22 protein-coding genes are annotated in these 20,346 nt (G+C 56.0%); 16 read left to right on the top strand and 6 right to left on the bottom strand.

What is annotated here, in order from left to right:
• Position 1: 1 nt before the first annotated feature.
• From DBR02_RS21440 to DBR02_RS21460, 5 genes are read left to right on the top strand one after another with little or no spacing between them, the layout of a single operon-like run.
• Positions 2-1,534 carry an ABC transporter substrate-binding protein gene (locus DBR02_RS21440; RefSeq protein ID WP_107535391.1) on the top strand — a complete coding sequence of 511 codons (1,533 nt, stop codon included), beginning with the start codon at positions 2-4 and terminating at the stop codon, positions 1,532-1,534.
• A 23-nt stretch (positions 1,535-1,557) separates the two neighbouring features.
• Positions 1,558-2,580, top strand: a complete 1,023-nt coding sequence (locus DBR02_RS21445) for an ABC transporter permease (RefSeq protein ID WP_003857077.1) — start codon at positions 1,558-1,560, stop codon at positions 2,578-2,580.
• A complete protein-coding gene (gene ddpC, locus DBR02_RS21450; protein ID WP_063866675.1) occupies positions 2,577-3,473 on the top strand; it encodes a D,D-dipeptide ABC transporter permease in 897 nt (298 codons plus the stop codon). The genes DBR02_RS21445 and ddpC overlap by 4 nt, the downstream gene beginning before the upstream one ends.
• The gene (locus DBR02_RS21455; RefSeq protein WP_107535392.1) at positions 3,470-4,456 is read left to right on the top strand and encodes an ABC transporter ATP-binding protein; all 987 of its coding nucleotides are present in this window, start codon (positions 3,470-3,472) and stop codon (positions 4,454-4,456) included. Before ddpC ends, DBR02_RS21455 begins: the two co-directional genes overlap by 4 nt.
• Positions 4,449-5,375, top strand: coding sequence for an ABC transporter ATP-binding protein (locus tag DBR02_RS21460; RefSeq protein WP_107535393.1), 927 nt, complete (start codon positions 4,449-4,451; stop codon positions 5,373-5,375). Before DBR02_RS21455 ends, DBR02_RS21460 begins: the two co-directional genes overlap by 8 nt.
• A gap of 31 nt (positions 5,376-5,406) precedes the next feature.
• On the opposite strand, the gene DBR02_RS21465 is transcribed toward DBR02_RS21460, so the two are convergent.
• Together DBR02_RS21465 and DBR02_RS21470 are read right to left on the bottom strand one after the other, a co-directional pair.
• Positions 5,407-5,835 carry an OsmC family protein gene (locus tag DBR02_RS21465; RefSeq protein ID WP_063866672.1) on the bottom strand — a complete coding sequence of 143 codons (429 nt, stop codon included), beginning with the start codon at positions 5,833-5,835 and terminating at the stop codon, positions 5,407-5,409.
• Positions 5,836-5,904: 69 nt separating this feature from the next.
• Positions 5,905-6,792 (bottom strand): LysR family transcriptional regulator, encoded by an 888-nt coding sequence (locus DBR02_RS21470; RefSeq protein ID WP_233157664.1) that lies wholly within the window; start codon positions 6,790-6,792, stop codon positions 5,905-5,907.
• A 111-nt stretch (positions 6,793-6,903) separates the two neighbouring features.
• Between DBR02_RS21470 and DBR02_RS21475 the strand changes: the two genes are divergently transcribed.
• The 7 genes from DBR02_RS21475 to adhP all read left to right on the top strand — a co-directional run bounded on the left by DBR02_RS21475 (position 6,904) and on the right by adhP (position 14,065).
• The gene (locus tag DBR02_RS21475; RefSeq protein ID WP_107535395.1) at positions 6,904-7,755 is read left to right on the top strand and encodes a Vmh family MBL fold metallo-hydrolase; all 852 of its coding nucleotides are present in this window, start codon (positions 6,904-6,906) and stop codon (positions 7,753-7,755) included.
• Between the two features lie 51 nt (positions 7,756-7,806).
• The gene (locus tag DBR02_RS21480; RefSeq protein WP_107535396.1) at positions 7,807-8,328 is read left to right on the top strand and encodes a VOC family protein; all 522 of its coding nucleotides are present in this window, start codon (positions 7,807-7,809) and stop codon (positions 8,326-8,328) included.
• Positions 8,329-8,469: 141 nt separating this feature from the next.
• Positions 8,470-8,685 carry a biofilm-dependent modulation protein gene (bdm, locus tag DBR02_RS21485; protein ID WP_022648192.1) on the top strand — a complete coding sequence of 72 codons (216 nt, stop codon included), beginning with the start codon at positions 8,470-8,472 and terminating at the stop codon, positions 8,683-8,685.
• A 95-nt stretch (positions 8,686-8,780) separates the two neighbouring features.
• On the top strand, positions 8,781-8,918 hold the full coding sequence (sra, locus tag DBR02_RS21490; protein WP_003857059.1) for a stationary-phase-induced ribosome-associated protein: 138 nt from the start codon (positions 8,781-8,783) through the stop codon (positions 8,916-8,918).
• Positions 8,919-9,094: 176 nt separating this feature from the next.
• A complete protein-coding gene (locus tag DBR02_RS21495) occupies positions 9,095-10,792 on the top strand; it encodes an NAD-dependent malic enzyme (RefSeq protein WP_003857058.1) in 1,698 nt (565 codons plus the stop codon).
• 344 nt (positions 10,793-11,136) lie between these two features.
• On the top strand, positions 11,137-12,846 hold the full coding sequence (locus tag DBR02_RS21500; protein ID WP_107535397.1) for an ABC-F family ATP-binding cassette domain-containing protein: 1,710 nt from the start codon (positions 11,137-11,139) through the stop codon (positions 12,844-12,846).
• A gap of 208 nt (positions 12,847-13,054) precedes the next feature.
• A complete protein-coding gene (gene adhP / locus DBR02_RS21505; protein WP_107535398.1) occupies positions 13,055-14,065 on the top strand; it encodes an alcohol dehydrogenase AdhP in 1,011 nt (336 codons plus the stop codon).
• A gap of 40 nt (positions 14,066-14,105) precedes the next feature.
• Here adhP and DBR02_RS21510 read toward each other — a convergent pair whose 3' ends face one another.
• Entirely contained in the window at positions 14,106-14,615 is a 510-nt protein-coding gene (locus tag DBR02_RS21510; protein WP_063451263.1) for an RrF2 family transcriptional regulator, read from the bottom strand.
• 130 nt (positions 14,616-14,745) lie between these two features.
• On the opposite strand from DBR02_RS21510, the gene DBR02_RS21515 reads away from it, so the two are divergent.
• On the top strand, positions 14,746-15,948 hold the full coding sequence (locus DBR02_RS21515) for an NAD(P)/FAD-dependent oxidoreductase (protein WP_107535399.1): 1,203 nt from the start codon (positions 14,746-14,748) through the stop codon (positions 15,946-15,948).
• Positions 15,949-15,988: 40 nt separating this feature from the next.
• Here DBR02_RS21515 and araJ read toward each other — a convergent pair whose 3' ends face one another.
• Positions 15,989-17,164 (bottom strand): MFS transporter AraJ, encoded by a 1,176-nt coding sequence (gene araJ, locus DBR02_RS21520; RefSeq protein WP_107535400.1) that lies wholly within the window; start codon positions 17,162-17,164, stop codon positions 15,989-15,991.
• 161 nt (positions 17,165-17,325) lie between these two features.
• Between araJ and ppk2 the strand changes: the two genes are divergently transcribed.
• From ppk2 to DBR02_RS21530, 3 genes are all read left to right on the top strand, one after another.
• Positions 17,326-18,144 carry a polyphosphate kinase 2 gene (ppk2, locus tag DBR02_RS21525; protein ID WP_102751144.1) on the top strand — a complete coding sequence of 273 codons (819 nt, stop codon included), beginning with the start codon at positions 17,326-17,328 and terminating at the stop codon, positions 18,142-18,144.
• 101 nt (positions 18,145-18,245) lie between these two features.
• A complete protein-coding gene (locus tag DBR02_RS26625; RefSeq protein WP_129741594.1) occupies positions 18,246-18,434 on the top strand; it encodes a hypothetical protein in 189 nt (62 codons plus the stop codon).
• Entirely contained in the window at positions 18,434-18,757 is a 324-nt protein-coding gene (locus DBR02_RS21530) for a CcdB family protein (protein ID WP_107535401.1), read from the top strand. The genes DBR02_RS26625 and DBR02_RS21530 overlap by 1 nt, the downstream gene beginning before the upstream one ends.
• Positions 18,758-18,810: 53 nt before the next feature.
• Here the strand turns inward: DBR02_RS21530 and fdnI are convergent, their stop codons facing one another.
• Together fdnI and fdxH are read right to left on the bottom strand one after the other, a co-directional pair.
• A complete protein-coding gene (fdnI, locus tag DBR02_RS21535) occupies positions 18,811-19,467 on the bottom strand; it encodes a formate dehydrogenase-N subunit gamma (protein ID WP_063451259.1) in 657 nt (218 codons plus the stop codon).
• Positions 19,460-20,344 carry a formate dehydrogenase subunit beta gene (gene fdxH / locus DBR02_RS21540; protein WP_003857048.1) on the bottom strand — a complete coding sequence of 295 codons (885 nt, stop codon included), beginning with the start codon at positions 20,342-20,344 and terminating at the stop codon, positions 19,460-19,462. Before fdxH ends, fdnI begins: the two co-directional genes overlap by 8 nt.
• Positions 20,345-20,346 lie beyond the last annotated feature (2 nt).

Here is a 20,346-nt window from a genome sequence, read left to right on the forward strand (position 1 = left end):
CATGAAAACAACGCTGCTTACTACCCTGATTGCCGCTACGCTCGCCCTCAGCGCCCCGCTCGCGCTGGCGGCAGTGCCAAAAGATATGCTGGTAATAGGTAAAGCTGCCGATCCGCAAACGCTGGATCCGGCGGTGACTATCGATAACAACGACTGGACGGTGACCTACCCCTCGTACCAGCGTCTGGTGAAATACAAGCCTGGCACCACGGAGGTGGAAGGCGATCTGTCGACGGGCTGGAAGGCGTCAGACGATCAGAAAGAATGGACGTTTACCCTGGCGGACAATGCAAAATTCTCCGACGGCACGCCGGTGACCGCCGAAGCGGTTAAGCTGTCGTTTGAACGCCTGCTGAAAATTAACCAGGGGCCATCCGAAGCGTTCCCGAAAGATTTGAAAGTGGACGCCGTGGATGAACATACGGTGAAATTCACCCTCAGCCAGCCGTTTGCCCCGTTCCTCTACACGCTGGCGAATGACGGCGCGTCGATCGTCAACCCGGCGGTGCTGAAGGCCAATGCCGCCGACGATGCGCGGGGTTTCCTGGCGCAAAACACCGCGGGTTCCGGGCCATTTATGCTGAAAAGCTGGCGCAAAGGTCAGCAGCTGATAATGGTGCCCAACCCGCACTGGCCGGGCGAAAAGCCGCACTTTAAGCGCGTCTCGGTGAAGATTATCGGTGAAAGCGCCTCGCGTCGCCTGCAACTTTCCCGTGGCGATCTGGATATCGCCGACGCCCTGCCGGTGGATCAGCTTGCCGCCCTGAAGCAAGAAGGCAAAGTGGCCGTGGCGGAATACCCGTCCCTTCGGGTGACCTATCTCTATCTGAACAACAGTAAAGCCCCGATGAATCAGGTGGATTTGCGCCGCGCGGTCTCCTGGGCGACCGATTATCAGGGGATGGTGAAAGGCATTCTCAGCGGGAACGGCAAGCAGATGCGCGGCCCGATCCCGGAGGGCATGTGGGGCTTCGATGCAAACGCCATGCAGTACAGCTTTGACGAGGCCAAAGCCAAAGCGGCGCTGGAAAAAGTCAACGATAAACCCGCCAGCCTGACGTTCCTCTACTCCGATAACGACCCGAACTGGGAGCCTATCGCCCTCTCCACCCAGGCGAGCCTGAGCAGGCTCGGGATTAACGTCAAGCTGGAGAAACTGGCGAACGCCACCATGCGCGACCGCGTCGGCAAAGGTGATTATGACATCGCGATTGGTAACTGGAGCCCGGACTTCGCCGATCCGTACATGTTCATGAACTACTGGTTCGAATCGGACAAAAAAGGGCTGCCGGGCAACCGCTCATTCTATGAGAACAAAGAGGTCGATGCGCTGTTGCAGGCGGCACTGAAAACCACCGATCAGGCGGAACGCACCAAAGACTATCAGCAGGCGCAGAAAGTGGTGATTGACGAGGCGGCTTACGTTTATCTGTTCCAGAAGAACTACCAGCTGGCGATGAACAAAGAGGTCAAAGGCTTCACCTTTAATCCGATGCTGGAGCAGGTCTTTAACATCGCCACCATGAGTAAGTAACGGTCCATGCCGGGGGAAAGTGTATGACGTTCTGGAGCATCGTGCGCCAGCGCTGCTGGGGGTTAATCCTCGTCGTGGCCGGTGTCTGTATTATTACCTTTATTATTTCACACCTGATCCCCGGCGATCCGGCCCGCCTGCTGGCCGGTGACCGCGCGAGCGATGAAATTGTGCAGGGCATCCGCCAGCAGCTGGGCCTGGACCAGCCGCTTTATATTCAGTTTGGCCGCTATGTTGAGGCGCTGGCGCACGGTGATTTGGGCACGTCCATTCGCACCGGTCGTCCCGTTGCGGAAGATTTGAAAGCCTTTTTCCCCGCCACGCTGGAGCTGGCCTTCTGCTCCCTGCTGCTGGCGCTGGTGATTGGCGTACCGCTGGGAATTTTATCGGCGGTGTACCGTAACCGCTGGCTGGATCATCTGGTGCGGCTGATGGCGATGACGGGCATCTCGACCCCTGCCTTCTGGCTGGGTCTGGGGGTCATCGTGCTGTTCTACGGGCAGCTGCAAATTCTGCCCGGAGGCGGCAGGCTGGACGACTGGCTCGATCCCCCTGCCCACGTGACCGGCTTTTATCTGCTGGACGCCCTGCTGGAAGGCAACGGTGAAGTGTTCTTCAACGCGCTTCAGCACCTGATTTTGCCGTCCCTGACCCTGGCCTTTGTGCATCTGGGAATTGTGGCGCGTCAGGTGCGCTCCGCCATGCTGGAGCAGCTGAGCGAGGATTATATTCGTACCGCTCGGGCGAGCGGGCTGCCGGGCTGGTACATCGTGCTGCGCTATGCCTTACCCAACGCCATGATCCCCTCCATTACCGTGCTCGGGCTGGCGCTGGGCGATCTGCTGTACGGGGCCGTCCTCACCGAAACCGTGTTTGCCTGGCCGGGAATGGGCGCCTGGGTCGTGACCTCCATTCAGGCGCTGGACTTCCCTGCCGTCATGGGCTTCGCGGTCGTGGTGTCGCTGGCCTACGTCTTCGTCAATCTGGTGGTGGATCTGCTGTATCTGTGGATCGACCCGCGAATCGGGCGCGGAGGTGCCGAATGATGTTAACTCAGGAAACGCCTGTCCCTGTCAGCACCGCTAAACAGCGCATCCACTGGGCGAGGCTGTTCTGGATGCTACGCAAAAGCCCGCTCACGCTGATCGGCGGAGTCATTATGATCCTGATGCTGCTGATGATGGTGGTTTCGCCGTGGATAGTGCCGCACGATCCGAACGCGCTGGATCTCACCGCGCGTTTGCAGGCGCCGTCACTCCAGCACTGGTTTGGCACCGATGAGGTGGGCCGGGATCTGTTCAGCCGGGTGCTGGTGGGCAGCCAGCAGTCCATCACGGCGGGGCTGGCGGTGGTGGTGATTGCGGGCGGCATCGGCTCGCTGCTCGGCTGCTTGTCCGGCGTACTTGGTGGGCGCGGCGACGCCATCATCATGCGCATCATGGACATTATGCTCTCTATCCCCTCGCTGGTACTGACCATGGCGCTGGCCGCCGCGCTCGGCCCAAGCCTGTTTAACGCGATGCTGGCGATTGCGATTGTCCGCATTCCGTTTTACGTACGGCTGGCCCGTGGTCAGACGCTGGTCGTGCGCCAGTTTACCTATGTGCAGGCCGCCCGCACCTTTGGCGCATCGCGCTGGCACCTGATTCGCTGGCATATCCTGCGTAACGCCCTGCCGCCGCTGATCGTTCAGGCGTCGCTGGATATCGGCAGCGCTATTCTGATGGCCGCCACGCTGGGCTTTATTGGGTTAGGTGCGCAGCAGCCCACCGCCGAATGGGGCGCGATGGTGGCCGTGGGACGTAACTACGTGCTTGACCAGTGGTGGTACTGCGCGTTTCCCGGGGCGGCCATTTTGATTACGGCAGTCGGGTTTAATCTGTTTGGCGATGGTCTTCGCGACCTGCTGGATCCCAAATCAGGAGGGAAGCAGTCATGAGTGATTCCGTATTATCGATTGAAGATTTACACCTGAGCTTCCCCATTTTTCGCGGCGATGTACATGCGCTCAACCACGTCTCGCTGGAGATTGGCCGGGGTGAAATTGTTGGCGTAGTGGGCGAATCCGGCTCGGGAAAATCGGTCACCGCGATGCTGGCGATGCGCCTGCTGCCGGAAGGCAGTTACCATGTTCACCACGGGCGGGTCACGCTGCTCGGGGAAGATGTGCTGAACGCGTCGGAAAAACAGCTTCGCCAGTGGCGCGGCGCAAAGGTGGCGATGATTTTTCAGGAGCCGATGACGGCGCTCAACCCCACGCGGCGGATCGGCAGGCAGATGGTGGAGGTGATCCGCCAGCATCAGCCGCTTTCACGGCGTGAAGCGCAGCAAAAAGCGATCTCCCTGCTTGGCGAGATGCAGATTCCGGACGCGGCACAGGTGATGGATCGCTATCCGTTTGAGCTTTCCGGCGGCATGCGCCAGCGAGTGATGATCGCCCTTGCCTTCTCCTGCGAGCCGGAGCTGATCATTGCCGATGAACCCACCACCGCGCTGGATGTGACCGTCCAGCTCCAGGTGCTGCGGCTGTTGAAACATAAAGCGCGCGCCAGCGGAACGTCGGTGCTGTTTATCAGTCACGATATGGCGGTAGTGTCGCAGCTTTGTGACCGGATGTACGTCATGTACGCGGGCAGCGTAATCGAAAGCGGCAGCACGCAGACCTTGATTCACCATCCTGTGCATCCCTATTCGATTGGCCTGCTGCGGTGCGCGCCGGAAAATGGCGAACCGCGTGAGATCCTCCCGGCCATTCCCGGCACGGTGCCTAATCTCAGCCACCTGCCGCGCGGATGTGCCTTTCGCGAGCGCTGTTTTGCGGCCGGTGCGAAATGCGGTGAAACGCCGCGCTTACACTCCACGGGCACAGAAGGCCAGCAGGCAGCCTGCTGGTATCCACAACAGGAGACACGCCATGTCTGAGGTATTGCTGGAACTGGACGACGTGCACGTGAATTTTCCCGCGCGCAAAAACTGGCTGGGGCGCGTGACGGAACAGGTGCACGCTCTGAACGGCATGGATCTCCAGATCCATCGCGGCGAAACGCTGGGCATTGTGGGGGAATCCGGCTGTGGAAAGAGTACGCTGGCGCAGCTGCTGATGGGCATGCTCAAACCGAGCATCGGCGCACGTCTGCGTGCGAACGCGGCGGGCGGTATGCAGATGGTATTTCAGGATCCGCTCTCATCTCTCGATCCGCGTTTACCCGTCTGGCGCATCATCACCGAGCCGGTGTGGATACAGCAACGCCGCAGCGAGCGGGAGCGTCGTCAGCAGGCCGAAGCCCTGGCGAAGCAGGTGGGCATTCGTGCTGAATACCTTGACCGTCTGCCGCATGCGTTTTCGGGCGGACAGCGTCAGCGAATCGCCATTGCCCGGGCGCTCTCCTCGGATCCGGACATCATCGTGCTCGATGAACCTACCAGCGCGCTGGATATTTCCGTCCAGGCGCAGATCCTCAATTTGCTGGTTGCCCTGCAACAGCAGCGAAATCTCACCTACGTGCTGATCTCTCACAACGTCTCGGTGGTCCGGCACATGAGCGATCGCGTGGCGGTGATGTATCTGGGGCAGATTGTTGAGCTGGGCACGGCGGACCAGGTGCTGGGCCAGCCGCGTCATCCGTATACGCAGCTGCTGCTTGACTCCGTTCCCCGCACCGGCCAGCCGCTTGACGACGCGCTGGCGCTGCGAAAAACCGACCTGCCCGGAAACCGGCACCTGCCGATCGGATGCTATTTCCGAGACCGTTGCCCACTGGCAACGCAGGGATGTGAACAGCCGCAACAACTTCAATCCTCTTCCGGAAACCGAAGCGTGCGCTGCTGGCGTAACCGTTAAAAAATAAGCCGGGCATCTGCCCGGCCTGTAATCAGTTCAGCTTATAGTCCAGCGTAATTTCCGCTTTCAGCAGCTGCGAGACCGGACAGCCCGCCTTCGCTTTCTGGATAATGCCGTCGAACTGCTGAGGATCGATACCCGGTACCGTCACCTTGCTTTGCAGCGCGACCTTGCTGATGGCAAAACCCCCGTCGGTTTTATCCAGCGAGACGTCCGCCGTGGTATCGATGGAGTCAGCGGTGTAGCCCGCTTCACCCAGCATCAGCGACAGGGCCATGGAGAAACACGCTGCGTGCGCTGCGCCAATCAGCTCTTCCGGGTTGGTTCCCTTCTCGCCCTCAAAGCGGGTGTTAAAGCCGTAAGGTTGCTGGTTAAGGACGCCGCTTTCGGTTGATACCGTCCCTTTGCCGCGCTTAATGTCGCCTGACCAGTGTGCTGAACCGTGCTTATGAATCGTCATTCTTGCTCTCCTTTTGGCTTACAAAGGGTTAAGTATAGGACGCCTCACCCGTTTTGCAGGGAACACAGACTAGTCCGAAGGCGCAGCGAGGTGGTTTGCCAGCGCGTCGAGAAACACGCGCTGCGCCGCAGGCTGATAGTCACGCGACTGATAAATGCCAAATATGCCGATCGGTTTTGGCGTGAAGGCGTTAAGTACCGGCACCAGGCTGCCCTCTCTGAGCGCCGCGCTGGCCTCGCGTTCGGGCAGCATGGCAATACCGCAGTGGTTTATCGCTGCCTCCATCAGCAGAGACGAGATACTGGCGCTCAGATTGCCGCTCACCGCCGTTGCGATCGCTTCGCCTTCGGGCGTCAAAAAACGCCATGATTGCCCCGCGAAGAAGCTGTAATGCAGGCAGTTGTGCCGGGCTAAATCTTCAAGCTGTTCAGGAACGCCCCGGCTGGCAAGATACTGCGGCGAGGCGCAAAGCACGGACCGGCACTCTCCCAGCCTGCGGGCGATCATGCCGGGCTCGGGGCTATCGGTGATGCGTATCGCCACGTCAATTCGCTCTCCCACCAGGCTCACCGGATGGTTATTGACATCCAGTTCGATGCGCAGCTGAGGGTAACGCTGCAACAGATCCGGCAAAACCGGAGCGATCAGCTGGGTTGCGGTAAAATGCGCGCAGGCGACGCGCAGGGTGCCTGAGGGCAAATCCTTCACGGACTGATCTTCAATTTCCTGAGATATTTGCGACAGCGTACGGGTCTTTTGCAGCACTTTCTCTCCCGCCGCCGTTAGCGTCAGCTTGCGGGTGGAACGGTTCACCAGCCGCGCACCGGCCCACTTCTCCATTTGCTCCAGATAGCGGCTCACCATCGGGCGAGAGATCCCCAGCGCCCGCGCCGCCGCGCTTAAACTTCCCAGCTCACAGATACGGTTGTACACCTGGGCGGCAATTACGCGATCCATTCTGACCTCCATTTGCTCGATTTATGAAACTAAGCATCTCCTGTTTCAGGAATTCTGGCAAATGCAGAGATCCGTACAATAGAGACTTTCCTGATAAAAAGAGAGTTGACCATGACCATCGCCCGCCTTGCTTTGCTGACCACCCTTGTTACTCCGGCCGCGTTTGCCGCGCCGTTAACCATTGATACGTACAACCCGCAAGAAAAAGGGATTTTTGCCGTCTCATCCACCCTGGTTTCTGGGCCGAAAGAGGCAGTGCTGTTTGACGCGCAGTTCAGCGTAAAGGATGGCGAAGCACTGGTGGAAAAAATTCGCCACAGCGGTAAAACGCTGAACAAAATTGTGATCACCTCCGGCGATCCGGATTTCTATTTTGGTCTGCAACCGCTGGTGAAAGCCTTCCCGAACGCCAAGGTTGTCGCTACGCAGCAGGTGGTGGACCATATCAACGCCACTAAAGACGCCAAGCTCGCCTTCTGGGGGCCGCAGATGAAAGACGGCGCGCCCACGCAGCTTTACGTACCGCAGGTGCTTGCCTCAACCACCTTTATGATTGACGGTGAGAGAGTGAGCATTGAAGAGCCTGAAAGCTATGCAGCGTATGTCTGGATCCCCTCCGCGAAAACCATCCTCGGCGGCACGGGCGTCGCCTGGGGCATTCACGTCTGGACGGCGGATACCCAAACGCCAGAAAGCCGCAAACAGTGGCAGCAGACCCTGGATAATATGGCCGCCCGTAAGCCCGATCGCGTGATTCCGGGCCACTATCTGGGAACATCGCCCGCGGGAACCGGCGCGATTGACTTTACCCGTGACTATCTACAGCGTTTTGAACTGGCCCTCACGACGCATAAAGAATCAACTGGCGTCATCAACGCGATGAAAAAACAGTGGCCGAACCTTGCGGAAGAAAGTTCTCTGGAACTGAGCGCCAAAGTGAATACCGGCGAAATGAAGTGGTAATAGCCTGATTATCTCCTGCTATATTTAAATTTTTTATAGCAGGAGTTTTATATGCAATCGCCAGTAAGGGGCATCGACCATATCGGTATTACCGTGCCCGACATTGAAAAAGCCACCCTATTTTTTGAGCACGCTTTCGGCGCGAAGGTTTTATATCATTCTGTCGATGCTGAAACCGATAATATTGACCAGTCCGCTCAGCAACACACCTTAAAATTATTTCCCGGCACTAAAATTCACGCCATCCGCATGCTCGCCATGCCTCACGGACCCGGCATTGAACTCTTCGAAATGCACGGTCCTGAGCAGGGTATGCCCGCCCGTGCCAGCGATTTTGGCCTTCAGCATTTTGCTGTTTATGTTGATGATTTTGATAGTGCCATCGCGGCTTTCACCGCCGCCGGCGGCGAGATGTTTACCGCGCCGAAGCCGCTTAGCTTTCCGGATGAGCAAGGTGAAGGCAATGCTTTCTGCTATGGTCAAACCCCCTGGGGCAGCGTTGTGGAATTGATCTCCTGGCCGACCCCCATGCCTTATGAAAAAAAGACGAATTTACGCCGCTGGAAGCCCTAAAATTTATTTCTGTGCTACGGCATGTGATATTTTTATTTCCAGGACGAATCTGAGCCACAACGACGAAAATATTTGTCACTCTGAATGCGAATTACGATTTTGCACGCCGTAACATTAAACAGACAACGACACGGAGGCAGCATGTTTACTTATTACCCGGCACATACCACAGCAGCACAACCGGAACTTGTTAACGCGATCGCACAAGGTCTTCACGCCGAGCACGGTGTTGTTACTGAAGATGACATTTTGATGGAACTGACCAAGTGGGTGGAAGCCACGGACAATGACATCCTCAGTGACATCTACCAGCAAACCATCAACTATGTGGTTAGCGGGCGCAACGCACCTTTATAAAAACCTGCTAAGCTGGATCTGCAACCTAAGGGGTTACATTTCGTTTGCGTAAGCAAGCTTGTCCTTAAAACTATCAACAGGATTGAGGAGTTAATATGAAATCGAACCGTCAGGCACGCCACATTCTGGGACTGAACTACAAGCTCTCTAACAAGCGTAAAGTGGTTATTGAGGAGGGTAGCGAAACGCAGGTTACCCACGCTACCGGCAGAAAACGCCCTTCCGGCAAGTAAGTTCCGGCACGATATTCACAACACCATCGGTAATCCCGATGGTGTTTTTGTTTATGTGTTGCGGTAATTAATATTCAGCTCCTTTATAATACCAACCGACCGCACCCCGTAGCACAGGCCAGAAAGATGACAAACAGCAGTGTCAGGGACGGATCTTCTTAAAAAGAGTGAGTGACATGGACAACAAACTGAAAAAACATCGTTCCCTTTATATTCCTTACGCCGGTCCGGTTTTACTGGAGTTCCCTCTTCTGAACAAAGGCAGCGCCTTTAGCATGGAAGAGCGCAGCAGCTTTAACCTGCTGGGCCTGCTGCCTGAAGTGGTTGAAACCATTGAAGAACAGGCAGAACGTGCCTGGATCCAGTATCAGGGCTTTAAAACCGAAATCGATAAACACATCTACCTGCGTAATATCCAGGATACCAACGAAACCCTTTTCTACCGCCTCGTGCAGAACCATCTCGAAGAGATGATGCCGGTGATTTACACCCCAACGGTCGGCGCGGCGTGCGAACGCTTCTCCGAGATCTACCGCCGTTCCCGCGGCGTGTTCATCTCCTATCAGAACCGTCACAACATGGACGACATTCTGCAAAACGTGCCGAACCACAACATCAAAGTGATCGTGGTGACCGATGGAGAACGTATTCTTGGCCTTGGCGACCAGGGCATTGGCGGGATGGGTATTCCCATCGGTAAGCTTTCTCTCTATACCGCCTGCGGCGGGATCAGCCCGGCCTATACCCTGCCGGTGGTGCTGGACGTGGGGACCAACAACCAGCAGCTGCTGAACGATCCGCTGTACATGGGCTGGCGTCACCCGCGCATTACCGACGACGAGTACTATCAGTTTGTTGATGATTTCATTCAGGCCGTGAAGCACCGCTGGCCGGACGTTCTGTTGCAGTTCGAAGACTTCGCGCAGAAAAACGCCATGCCGCTGCTTAACCGTTATCGCGATGAAATCTGCTCGTTCAACGACGACATTCAGGGCACCGCGGCGGTGACCGTCGGTACGCTGATTGCCGCGAGCCGTGCGGCGGGCAGCCAGCTCAGCTATCAGAAAATTGTCTTCCTGGGCGCGGGCTCTGCGGGCTGCGGCATCGCCGAGCAAATTATTGCCCAGACCCAGCGTGAAGGCCTGAGTGAAGAGCTGGCCCGCTCCCGCGTCTTTATGGTGGACCGCTTTGGCCTGCTGACCGACGGCATGCCGAACCTGCTTCCGTTCCAGACCAAACTGGTGCAGAAGCGCGAGAACCTGAAAAACTGGGATACCGACAACGAAGTGCTTTCCCTTCTTGACGTGGTGCGCAACGTCAAGCCGGACATTTTGATTGGCGTGTCCGGGCAGACTGGCCTCTTTACAGAAGAGATCATTCGCGAAATGCACAAGCACTGCGAACGTCCTATCGTGATGCCGCTGTCAAACCCGACCTCACGCGTGGAAGCAACGCCGCAGGACATTATCGCCTGGACCGAAGGCAACGCCCTGGTCGCGACCGGCAGTCCGTTCGATCCGGTGGTGTGGAAGGACAAACTCTACCCCATCGCGCAGTGCAACAACTCCTACATCTTCCCGGGTATTGGCCTGGGTGTCATCGCCTCCGGCGCATCACGCATCACCGACGAAATGCTGATGTCCGCGAGCGAAACGCTGGCGGGTCACTCTCCGCTGGTGAACAACGGTGAAGGACTGGTACTGCCGGAGCTGAAGGACATACATAAGGTGTCCCGTGCCATTGCCTTCGCGGTGGGCAAAATGGCGCAGCAGCAAGGCGTAGCGGTGAAAACCTCTGCCGATGCGTTGCAGCAGGCAATTGACGATAATTTCTGGATGCCGGAATACCGTAGCTATCGTCGTACTTCGATTTAAATATTGTCCCTTACCCCAGCCCTCTCCCTAAAGGGGAGAGGGTCAGGGTGAAGGGAATATACGGCACTTCCCGCTAGCCAAACCCACATTCCCCCGCTACACTCCCTTCATCCATCAACCCACTGAATATATAAGGAGGCCAATTATGCTGTACTGTGAAATTTTCAATGTTTCACATACATTAGGTGATCGCACCGGCTCAAGCGTTATCGGTATCGTGCTGCGATAACTTCCGCTTGAGCGAAGACACCAACCCCTGAAATCCCTTCTCTCGGGCTTACTGAGTTATCGTCAGCGATGTTTGACGAGGCATAAACATGCCTGTAACTCCTGGGTAAGCAACAATGAGCACTCTACTTACTGCACATTCTTTACGTGTTGATACCGCGTTTGGCACGCTCTTCGACTCTCTCTCCTTTACGTTGAAAAAAGGCGACCGCATTGGCCTGCTGGGTGATAACGGCTGCGGAAAAAGTACGCTGCTGAAAATCCTCGACGGGACGCAGTCACCTGCTGCCGGAACCGTTTCACTGGCGGGACATTGCCTGCTGGCGCGCGTGGAACAACATCTGCCGGAGACCCTTTATCCCCTGACCATGCTGGATGCAGTGCTGGCGCAGCTGCCGACCGCTGAGCGCGACAGTCTACGCTGGAAGGCCGAGACGCTGCTGGCCGAAATGGGCTTTACGGCGCAGGAAACGGCGCTGCAATCCGCCACGCTGAGCGGCGGTCAGCATACGCGTTTATTGCTGGCGAGAGCGCTGATAAACGATCCGGATCTGCTGTTACTGGACGAACCGAGCAACCACCTCGACCTGCCGACCCTTCTGTGGCTGGAGCAGTTTTTACAGCGCTGGTCCGGCAGCTTTGTGTTGGTCTCTCACGACAGACAGCTGCTGGACGCGGTAACCAACGGCAGCTGGATCCTGCGCGATAAAACACTGCACTACTTCGCCCTTCCCTGCACTGCCGCCCGTCAGGCGCTGGAGGCGAAAGACGAAAGCGATGCGCAGCGCCACAAGGCAGAGCAAAAAGAGATCGACCGCGTAACGGCCAGCGCCAAACGCCTCGCCACCTGGGGCAAGGTCTACGACAACGAAGATCTCTCCCGTAAGGCTAAGCAGATGGAAAAACAGGTCGAACGGCTGAAAGAAAACCAGACAGAACTGACGGCGGGAAGCCCGTGGACCTTAACCCTGTGCGGGGACGCGCTGCGGGCCGATCGCCTGCTGGAAATAACCGACCTCAGCGTGCCTCCGGAGCCGGGTCTGCCAGCGCTGTTTACCCTCGACAGCGCGCGGCTGAAAAGTGGGGATCGCGTGGCGATTGTGGGGCGTAACGGCTGCGGTAAATCGTCGCTGATGAAGCTTATCTGGCGTCATTTTTGCGACGAGATTGTAGACGACAGGCTTAAGCGTCATCCGCGCGTCTCGGTCGGCTACTACGACCAGACGCTGCACCAGCTGCCGGACGATGCGGCGCTGCTGGATGCGCTGGAACCTTTCGCGCCAGATCCGCAGACCCGTAAAATGGCGCTCATCAGTGCCGGCTTCCCGTGGGCGCGGCACGGGCAAAAAGTCAGTACGCTGAGCGGCGGGGAGCGTTCGCGCCTGCTGTTCGTCGGCCTGACGCTTGCCCGCTATAGCCTGCTGATGCTGGATGAACCGACAAATCATCTGGACATGGAAGGCAAAGACGCGCTGGCTGTTACCCTGCAACAGTTTGAAGGCGGCGTGCTGCTGGTAAGCCATGACCGTCAACTGATCGGCCAGAGCTGTAACCGTTTCTGGCTGATTGAGAACGGCAGGCTGAGTGAATGGCACGATGCGGAGGCGGTGTTCGATCGTCTGCGCGAGGGGACCGGTCCGGTTGTCCCCGAACCGTCGATATCAGCGCTGAACGCACCACCTGCTGCGTCTGATGATTTGCTCGAACGCCTGGTCGCGCTGGAAACGCTGCTGGAAGAAGATTTGGCGCGCAAGCCCAAACATCAAAAACCGCAGTTGCAGGCGCAATGGCGAAAAGAGATTGAGGTGATAGAAGCCCAACTGTAAATCTGCACCCGGCGGTCGCTACGCCGGGTCTTTTTTGATGTCAGTGTTTTCCCCTACTGATTATTAGAGGATCGCCGTATTCTTAATCTTAAACTGCACTAAATGATGACATTATGTTGCGGCTGCCTTGCATTACTGCGCCAAAGTATTAATCCTTAATGGGTATTACACCTGCAATGCAGATACTCATCATGAAAAGGAGAAACACATGAAGGCTGCTGTTGTCACTCAGGATCATCAGGTTAACGTTACAGAGAAAACCTTACGCGCGCTCAAGCATGGTGAAGCGCTGCTGAAGATGGAGTGCTGTGGCGTTTGCCATACCGATCTCCACGTTAAAAATGGCGATTTTGGCGACAAGACCGGGGTGATCCTCGGCCACGAAGGGATTGGTATCGTCAAAGAAATTGGTCCGGGCGTCAGCTCGCTAAAAGTAGGCGATCGCGCGAGCGTGGCGTGGTTCTTCGAAGGCTGTGGCCACTGTGAATATTGTAATACCGGCAACGAAACCCTGTGTCGCGACGTGAAAAACGCGGGTTACTCCGTTGACGGCGGCATGGCGGAAGAGTGCATCGTAACCGCGGATTACGCGGTTAAGGTCCCTGAGGGTCTGGATTCAGCTGCGGCCAGCAGCATCACCTGCGCCGGGGTCACCACCTACAAAGCGGTGAAAGTGTCCGAGATCAAACCGGGTCAGTGGATTGCGATCTACGGTCTGGGCGGATTGGGTAACCTCGCCCTGCAATACGCGAAAAACGTCTTTAATGCAAAAGTCATCGCCATTGATGTGAACGATGAGCAGCTTAAACTGGCTGCCAGCATGGGCGCAGACTTAACCGTGAACTCCCGCAATGAAGATGCGGCAAAAGTCATTCAGGAGAAAACTGGCGGCGCCCATGCGGCGGTGGTGACGGCGGTAGCGAAAGCGGCCTTCAACTCTGCCGTTGACGCGGTTCGCGCCGGTGGGCGCGTGGTGGCCGTTGGCCTGCCGCCGGAAGCGATGAGCCTGGATATTCCTCGTCTGGTGCTGGATGGTATTCAGGTGGTGGGCTCCCTGGTGGGTACCCGTCAGGATCTGCTCGAAGCCTTCCAGTTTGCCGCGGAAGGTAAGGTGGTTCCGAAAGTCACGATGCGCCCGCTGGAAGATATCAACGCCATCTTCAAAGAGATGGAACAGGGCCAGATCCGTGGCCGTATGGTGATTGATTTACGTTCTTAAACGGCAGTTGCCGGGTGGCGGCTTTGCCCTGCCCGGCCTTTTACGTGGACGAACGCCGATCGGAAATCCATTCCTGAACTTCAATCTGGAACGTGTCCGGCGCTTTTCGGTACATTTTACGTGCCAGGTCGAGGATAGTATGGCGCCCTAACTCCTCTTCCATCCGCTGCTGCGCGCTGTCCATAACTGACCGCACCCCGCACGGGCCGTCGCACACCCAGGCCGGTGGCGTTTCATCAAACACCGCCAGGCGTTGTCGCACTTCCCGACACTCAAACATATTTTTCTCGCCGTCAATGGCATGCGCCACGTCCAGCACGGTAATCAACTCTGCCGGACGCGCCAGCCGGAACCCGCCCCCTTTGCCTTCGGTGCTGATAACCAGCCCCGCACGAGACAATCGGGTGAAGATTTTTCCAAGATAGTCGTACGGCACGCCCTGCAAGGCCGCCATCTCCCGGACGCTCATCTCACGCTCATTACCTTTAGCATCCACCATACACATCAGGCTGTGAATGCCGTATTCCACACCAGAACTGTAAAACGCCATGGCTTACTCCGGGTTATCGTTCGCTGCATTATAACGATTTTTAACTCAGAAAAAAGTTGTCGCAGTTAACTCCGACAAGTATAGTGGCAGTTATGTCAGACATACGGCCTGACGATCAAAAGGATCAAGTATGAAAAAGCAGATTTTAATTGTGGGTAGTGGGTTTTCCGGCATGTGGGCTGCGGTCAGCGCCGCGCGTCTTTCTGCTCTGGAGGGTAACAACAGCCTTAACATTGCCGTGCTGGCCCCCGTCCCGGAACTGCGCGTTCGCCCCCGCTTTTATGAGGAAAATGTGTCAACGATGGTCGCGCCGCTGACCGATCTGTTTGCTGAGCTGGATATTGCGTTTATTTCGGGTGAAGCACAACGCATTGATACAACATCAAAAACGGTTTTTTATCGCGATTCAAACGGCGCCACAGCTGAAGTCACCTACGAACGCCTGATCCTCGCAACCGGTAGCCAGACTAAGCGTCCCCCGATTGCCGGCCTGGCGGAATACGCCTTCGATATCGACCAGCTTGAATCCGCCAGGCTGCTCGAGCAACACCTGGACGCCCTGGCTACACGCCCTTCCTCCCCGGAGCGTGATACCGTGGTAGTGTGCGGCGGCGGTTTTACCGGCATTGAGCTGGCAACGGAACTCCCAGCCCGACTCCGCACTCGTTTCGGTGCTGATACGAAGACCAAAGTAATCGTAGTTGAAAGAGGTGCAACCCTTGGCGGACGTTACAGCCAGGCGCTGCGTAACACAATTGAAGAAGCCAGCAACGCGCTGGGGGTTGAATGGCGTTTAAACAGTGAAATTGAAGCCATTGATGCCTGCGGCGTGACGCTCAAAAACGGAGAGCGCATTGCCAGCGCTACCGTGGTGTGGACGGCAGGTGTCGAAGCGAACCCCCTCAGCCAGCACGTTACCGGGGAACGCGACTCGCAGGGACGTCTGAAAGTCACCGACACGTTGCAGGTGCCTGCGCATCCGGAGGTTTACGCGACGGGCGATATGGCGCACGCTAAAACGGACGACGTGGGCAACACGGCGCTCATGACCTGCCAGCACGCGATCCAGCTGGGAAAATTCGCCGGACATAACGCCGCCGCCAGCCTGTTAAATCTGGCGCCGTACCCTTACCGTCAGGTGAATTACGTTACTTGTCTGGACCTGGGTGGCTGGGGCGCGGTGTATACCGAGGGGTGGGAGCAGCGTGTTAAATCCGTGCGCGATGAGGCCAAGAAAATCAAAGTGGCCATCACCAACGAACTGATTTACCCGCCAGCAGCAGACAGAGCGGTCGCCTTTGCCGCCGCTGACCCGCTGGCGAAATTTGTGTAGTTCACGCTTACGTGCCGCGACCTGCGGGCAACGTGTGAAATCAGGCCAATGCCCCCGCGTTGGCCTGACGCTTTTTAGCGCACCGGTGGCCATACAGCAGCAGTGAGGTCATCGCGGAGAAGGATAAGATCGCTGCCGGGAGCGTGACATAACTCCAGCTAAAGCCAAGGGTAATCATCATTCCACCAAAACAGGCGCCAATCGCGCTGCCGAGATTGAACGCCATTTGCCCGCCTGCGGCGCCCAGCATCTCGCCTCCTTTGGCATTTTGCAGCAGCAGAATTTGCAGCGGCGCAGAGAGCGCAAACAGCCCGGCGCAGCAGACAAATCCCATCACCAGCGAGGCCGTTTTCAGTTCGCCAAACGCAAACAGTAAAAGCAGCGAAGCCACAATCACCAGGTCGGTGGTGGCGGCAATACGCAATGGACTAAATCGCGCCGATAGCTTACCGCTGAGCAGATTGCCCAGGACCATACCCAGCCCCATCAGCATCATGATCGCGGTCATGACGCCCTCGGAGAAGCCTGACACGTTGACCATAAACGGCTTCACGAAGCTAAACCAGGCAAACACCCCGGCGTTACCAAACATCGTTGCGGCAAATATCAGCCAGGGTTCAGGCTTCTTCAGAAAGTGGAATTGCTCTGCCAGGCGGGTGGTGGAATTGTCATAGAGAGAGGGAACCCAGAGCAGGACAGACAGGATCACCAGGGCGTCAAACACCGCAATTAAAAAGAAGGTGTAACGCCAGTTAAATTCATGTCCCAGCCACGTCCCGAGCGGAACGCCAAGCAAATTAGCAACGGTCATCCCGGCTATCATCCCGGCGACAGCGACCGTTACTTTTCCCGGCGGTGCAATTTTTGACAGGATGATCGCCCCCACACCGAAAATCGCGCCATGCGGGAAACCAGAGATCAACCGCCCCGCTGCCAGCCCTACGTACGAGTCAGAGAAAGTAAAAAGCGCATTACCAACGACGCACATCGCCACCAGAAACAGCAGCGTGGTTTTCAGCGAGAATTTGCTGGAGAACAGCGCCACAATCGGCGCGCCGATCACCACGCCAAAAGCATAAAAGGAAATCATATTCCCGGCGGAGGGAATCGAAATGCCCGTGTCATGAGCCAGTTCTGTCAGCACGCCCATGATGCCAAATTCAGCCATCCCCAGGCCAAAGGTAGCCAGTGCTAACGAAAAAATTGTTTTTTTCATACCGCAACCACTGTTGAAAAATATGCAGCGAGCATTATTGAATAAACTTGTATGGTGAACCAGTTCAAATCAGCTTTCTGACACATTAATCCATTCATTCAGGTCGATTACACTCTTAGTACGGCCTCGATTCCGCGACCGCACACAAAGGGAGACCCACCATGGTCAGTAAGAAGAAAACCCGTATTGTTGATGATGTCGCTAAAAATGCGCCACTCAAAACCAAAGCGTATGAGCAAGAACTTCGCCGCCTCCATGTTGAACTGGTTAAGCTCCAGCTATGGGTGGTCGCCAAAGGGTTAAAGGTCTGTATTGTTTTTGAAGGACGGGACGGCGCCGGTAAAGGCGGCACCATCAAAGCCATCACCGAGCGCGTCAGCCCTCGGGTTTTCCGCGTCGTCGCGCTACCGGCCCCTACCGATAAAGAGAAAAGTCAGCTCTATTTTCAGCGTTACGTATCCCATCTGCCCTCTGCCGGTGAAATCGTGATTTTCGACCGCAGCTGGTACAACCGCGCAGGCGTGGAAAAGGTAATGGGTTTCTGTACCGAAGAGCAGGTCGAAAAATTTCTTGATGGAACACCGGTGATGGAAAAAGCGATGGTCGATGCCGGGATCATTTTGCTTAAATACTGGCTTGAGGTCACGCCAAAAGAGCAGGAGCGCCGCCTGCGCGACCGCATTAACGACGGTCGCAAGATCTGGAAGCTGTCTCCAATGGACATTAAATCTTTCAACCTGTGGGATGAATATACCCTCGCCCGTGACGCCATGTTTAAAGCGACCGATACCGCCTGGGCGCCGTGGTTTGTGGCGCGTTCAGAAGACAAAAAAAGGGTGCGGCTGAATATTATTTCGCATCTGCTTTCGCAGATCCCTTATAAAGACGTTCACGTCGACAAGGTGGATTTACCGAAACGAAAAATCGGCAAAGTGAAGCCAACAAAATATCCCTTCCGGTATATTGCAGAGCGGTTTTGATATTACTGGAATGCCGCTCGCATAATGTAGATTACCAGGGGGATCAGTATTGTTTTTTGTTGGCTGCGGTTGATAATGACCGCACCAACAAAGGAGCAAGCATGAAACCAAACCGCTCAGAAACGTGCGCCAGAGCAGAGCACCTCACAGGAAAAACACCTTGCCCGGCCTCTTCGGCAGCAGAGCGCGCAAGGCAACGTCAACAGGATCGGGAATTCATAAAGGTCATGAATGAATTAACGGCCAAAGCCGGACTATTATCGGATGACCCTTATTTCCGAGGGATTTGATGTGTTTTCAGTTTGACGTGTATCGCAATCCTTCAGACAAAACGCGTGAATATCATCCCTACTTTATGATTATTCAGCACGACTATTATGAGGACTTATCAACAAGACTTATCTTACCGTTAAGCTATCAGAATCATTTAAGGCGGTATTTTAACGCTGCAACGCCGCTGGTGAATATAGATTTCCAGACATTGTTTCTTAATACAACAAACATCACACACGTGGAGACAAAGAAACTAAACAATAAAAATTATGTATGTAATCTTCGCAGCGCAAGAAGCAGTGTTCTTGCAGGAATTGATGCGTTAATTACCAATACGTAGCTCAGTGTCGCGCAAGCGCAGCGCCGCCGGGCAAAGCCGACGGCGCAGGGCATTTACTTCATCCCTTCTGAACTCTCTTTTTGCGCTTCAAGACGCTCAACGTCCCGGTACCAGCGCGGGTGGTGCTTCTGCGCCCAGCGGCGGCTCACCTTCCCTTCAATCATGCCTTTAATTGAACCTTTCACCCAGAATGCCATATACATATGGATCAGGATGGCATGGATCAAAATAATGGCTGACGTCGCGTGGATCAGCAGTGCGTAGCGCACCACCTGAATCGGGAAATAGTGCGCAAAATACGGTCGCCAGATAATCACCCCGGTCACCAGCAGCACAAAAATCATGCTCATGATGGTCCAGAACATCATCTTCTGCCCGGCGTTGTATTTGCCTACCTTCGCGACCTTATGCTCGTTGCCTTTCAGCACCTCAACAATCCCTTTAATCCAGGGAATATCCTGCTTGTCAGGGATGTTGTGATGAACGAAACGCACGAACATAAACATCAGCACCACGAAAATCAGCACGCCGAAAAACGGATGCAGAATGCGCCCCATTTGCGGCGTCCCGAAGGTTTCCGTAAGCCACTGTAGCGTCGGGAAAAAGAACGAAATGCCGGATACCGCCACCAGGAAGAAGCAGATCACCACCGTCCAGTGACAGGCGCGATCGACAAACTTTGTGCGCACTATCATTTTCGACTTACTCATGATGCTCCTCCTCGTCGTCATCCACCTCTTTATTCGGCCCGATACCAATGTAGTGATAAATCAGCCCGGCAAAGGTGGCGATAAAGCCCGCCGCAGAGAGCGGTTTAAGCGCCCCTTTCCAGAGGTTGATTGAGGTATCGATCGCCGGATCTTTCGGCAGATTGTGATACAGCTCCGGCTGGTCATTGTGGTGCAGAACATACATGACGTGCGTACCACCCACGCCCTGCGGGTTATAAATCCCTGCCTTGTCATAGCCCCGCGCTTTGAGCTTATCCACCCGCTGCTGCGCCACTTCCAGCATCTCTTTTTTGGTGCCGAAGTGGATCGCCCCGGTCGGACAGGTCTTCACGCACGCAGGCTCCTGGCCGACGCTGACGCGATCGACGCACAGCGTGCATTTGTATACCCGGTTATCCTCTTTATTGAGGCGCGGGATATTAAACGGACAGCCCGCGATGCAGTAGCCGCAGCCAATGCAGTTGTCCTGCTGGAAGTCGACGATGCCGTTGGCGTACTGAATAATGGCGCCAGCAGACGGGCACGCCTTCAGGCAGCCCGGATCTTCACAGTGCATACAGCCGTCTTTGCGGATCAGCCACTCCAGCTTGCCGTTCTGATCGGTTTCGCTAAAGCGCATCACCGTCCAGGACTTGGCGCTCAGGTCAGCCGGGTTATCGTAAACCCCGACGCAGTGCCCTACCTCGTCGCGGATATCGTTCCACTCCGAGCAGGCCACCTGGCAGGCTTTACAGCCCACGCAGGAGGAGACATCAATCAGCTTGGCGACTTCTGCCTTGTAGTCCCGCGCACGAGGCGCGGGGGTTATCGGGTTGGTCGCGGAGCGTTTAATAATGTCTTGTGTTTCCATCGCCATTT

Origin of the sequence: Enterobacter cloacae complex sp., from assembly GCF_900322725.1 — a bacterium.
GTDB classification, from domain to species: Bacteria; Pseudomonadota; Gammaproteobacteria; order Enterobacterales; family Enterobacteriaceae; genus Enterobacter; species Enterobacter quasihormaechei.

What these genes read in the sequence shown, in the direction of transcription:
- DBR02_RS21440 (WP_107535391.1), top strand. Translation starts at nt 2, where the DNA reads ATGAAAACAACGCTGCTTACTACCCTGATTGCCGCTACGCTCGCCCTC.
- DBR02_RS21445 (WP_003857077.1), top strand. Translation starts at nt 1,558, where the DNA reads ATGACGTTCTGGAGCATCGTGCGCCAGCGCTGCTGGGGGTTAATCCTC.
- ddpC (WP_063866675.1), top strand. Translation starts at nt 2,577, where the DNA reads ATGATGTTAACTCAGGAAACGCCTGTCCCTGTCAGCACCGCTAAACAG.
- DBR02_RS21455 (WP_107535392.1), top strand. Translation starts at nt 3,470, where the DNA reads ATGAGTGATTCCGTATTATCGATTGAAGATTTACACCTGAGCTTCCCC.
- DBR02_RS21460 (WP_107535393.1), top strand. Translation starts at nt 4,449, where the DNA reads ATGTCTGAGGTATTGCTGGAACTGGACGACGTGCACGTGAATTTTCCC.
- DBR02_RS21465 (WP_063866672.1), bottom strand. Translation starts at nt 5,835, where the DNA reads ATGACGATTCATAAGCACGGTTCAGCACACTGGTCAGGCGACATTAAG.
- DBR02_RS21470 (WP_233157664.1), bottom strand. Translation starts at nt 6,792, where the DNA reads ATGGATCGCGTAATTGCCGCCCAGGTGTACAACCGTATCTGTGAGCTG.
- DBR02_RS21475 (WP_107535395.1), top strand. Translation starts at nt 6,904, where the DNA reads ATGACCATCGCCCGCCTTGCTTTGCTGACCACCCTTGTTACTCCGGCC.
- DBR02_RS21480 (WP_107535396.1), top strand. Translation starts at nt 7,807, where the DNA reads ATGCAATCGCCAGTAAGGGGCATCGACCATATCGGTATTACCGTGCCC.
- bdm (WP_022648192.1), top strand. Translation starts at nt 8,470, where the DNA reads ATGTTTACTTATTACCCGGCACATACCACAGCAGCACAACCGGAACTT.
- sra (WP_003857059.1), top strand. Translation starts at nt 8,781, where the DNA reads ATGAAATCGAACCGTCAGGCACGCCACATTCTGGGACTGAACTACAAG.
- DBR02_RS21495 (WP_003857058.1), top strand. Translation starts at nt 9,095, where the DNA reads ATGGACAACAAACTGAAAAAACATCGTTCCCTTTATATTCCTTACGCC.
- DBR02_RS21500 (WP_107535397.1), top strand. Translation starts at nt 11,137, where the DNA reads ATGAGCACTCTACTTACTGCACATTCTTTACGTGTTGATACCGCGTTT.
- adhP (WP_107535398.1), top strand. Translation starts at nt 13,055, where the DNA reads ATGAAGGCTGCTGTTGTCACTCAGGATCATCAGGTTAACGTTACAGAG.
- DBR02_RS21510 (WP_063451263.1), bottom strand. Translation starts at nt 14,615, where the DNA reads ATGGCGTTTTACAGTTCTGGTGTGGAATACGGCATTCACAGCCTGATG.
- DBR02_RS21515 (WP_107535399.1), top strand. Translation starts at nt 14,746, where the DNA reads ATGAAAAAGCAGATTTTAATTGTGGGTAGTGGGTTTTCCGGCATGTGG.
- araJ (WP_107535400.1), bottom strand. Translation starts at nt 17,164, where the DNA reads ATGAAAAAAACAATTTTTTCGTTAGCACTGGCTACCTTTGGCCTGGGG.
- ppk2 (WP_102751144.1), top strand. Translation starts at nt 17,326, where the DNA reads ATGGTCAGTAAGAAGAAAACCCGTATTGTTGATGATGTCGCTAAAAAT.
- DBR02_RS26625 (WP_129741594.1), top strand. Translation starts at nt 18,246, where the DNA reads ATGAAACCAAACCGCTCAGAAACGTGCGCCAGAGCAGAGCACCTCACA.
- DBR02_RS21530 (WP_107535401.1), top strand. Translation starts at nt 18,434, where the DNA reads ATGTGTTTTCAGTTTGACGTGTATCGCAATCCTTCAGACAAAACGCGT.
- fdnI (WP_063451259.1), bottom strand. Translation starts at nt 19,467, where the DNA reads ATGAGTAAGTCGAAAATGATAGTGCGCACAAAGTTTGTCGATCGCGCC.
- fdxH (WP_003857048.1), bottom strand. Translation starts at nt 20,344, where the DNA reads ATGGCGATGGAAACACAAGACATTATTAAACGCTCCGCGACCAACCCG.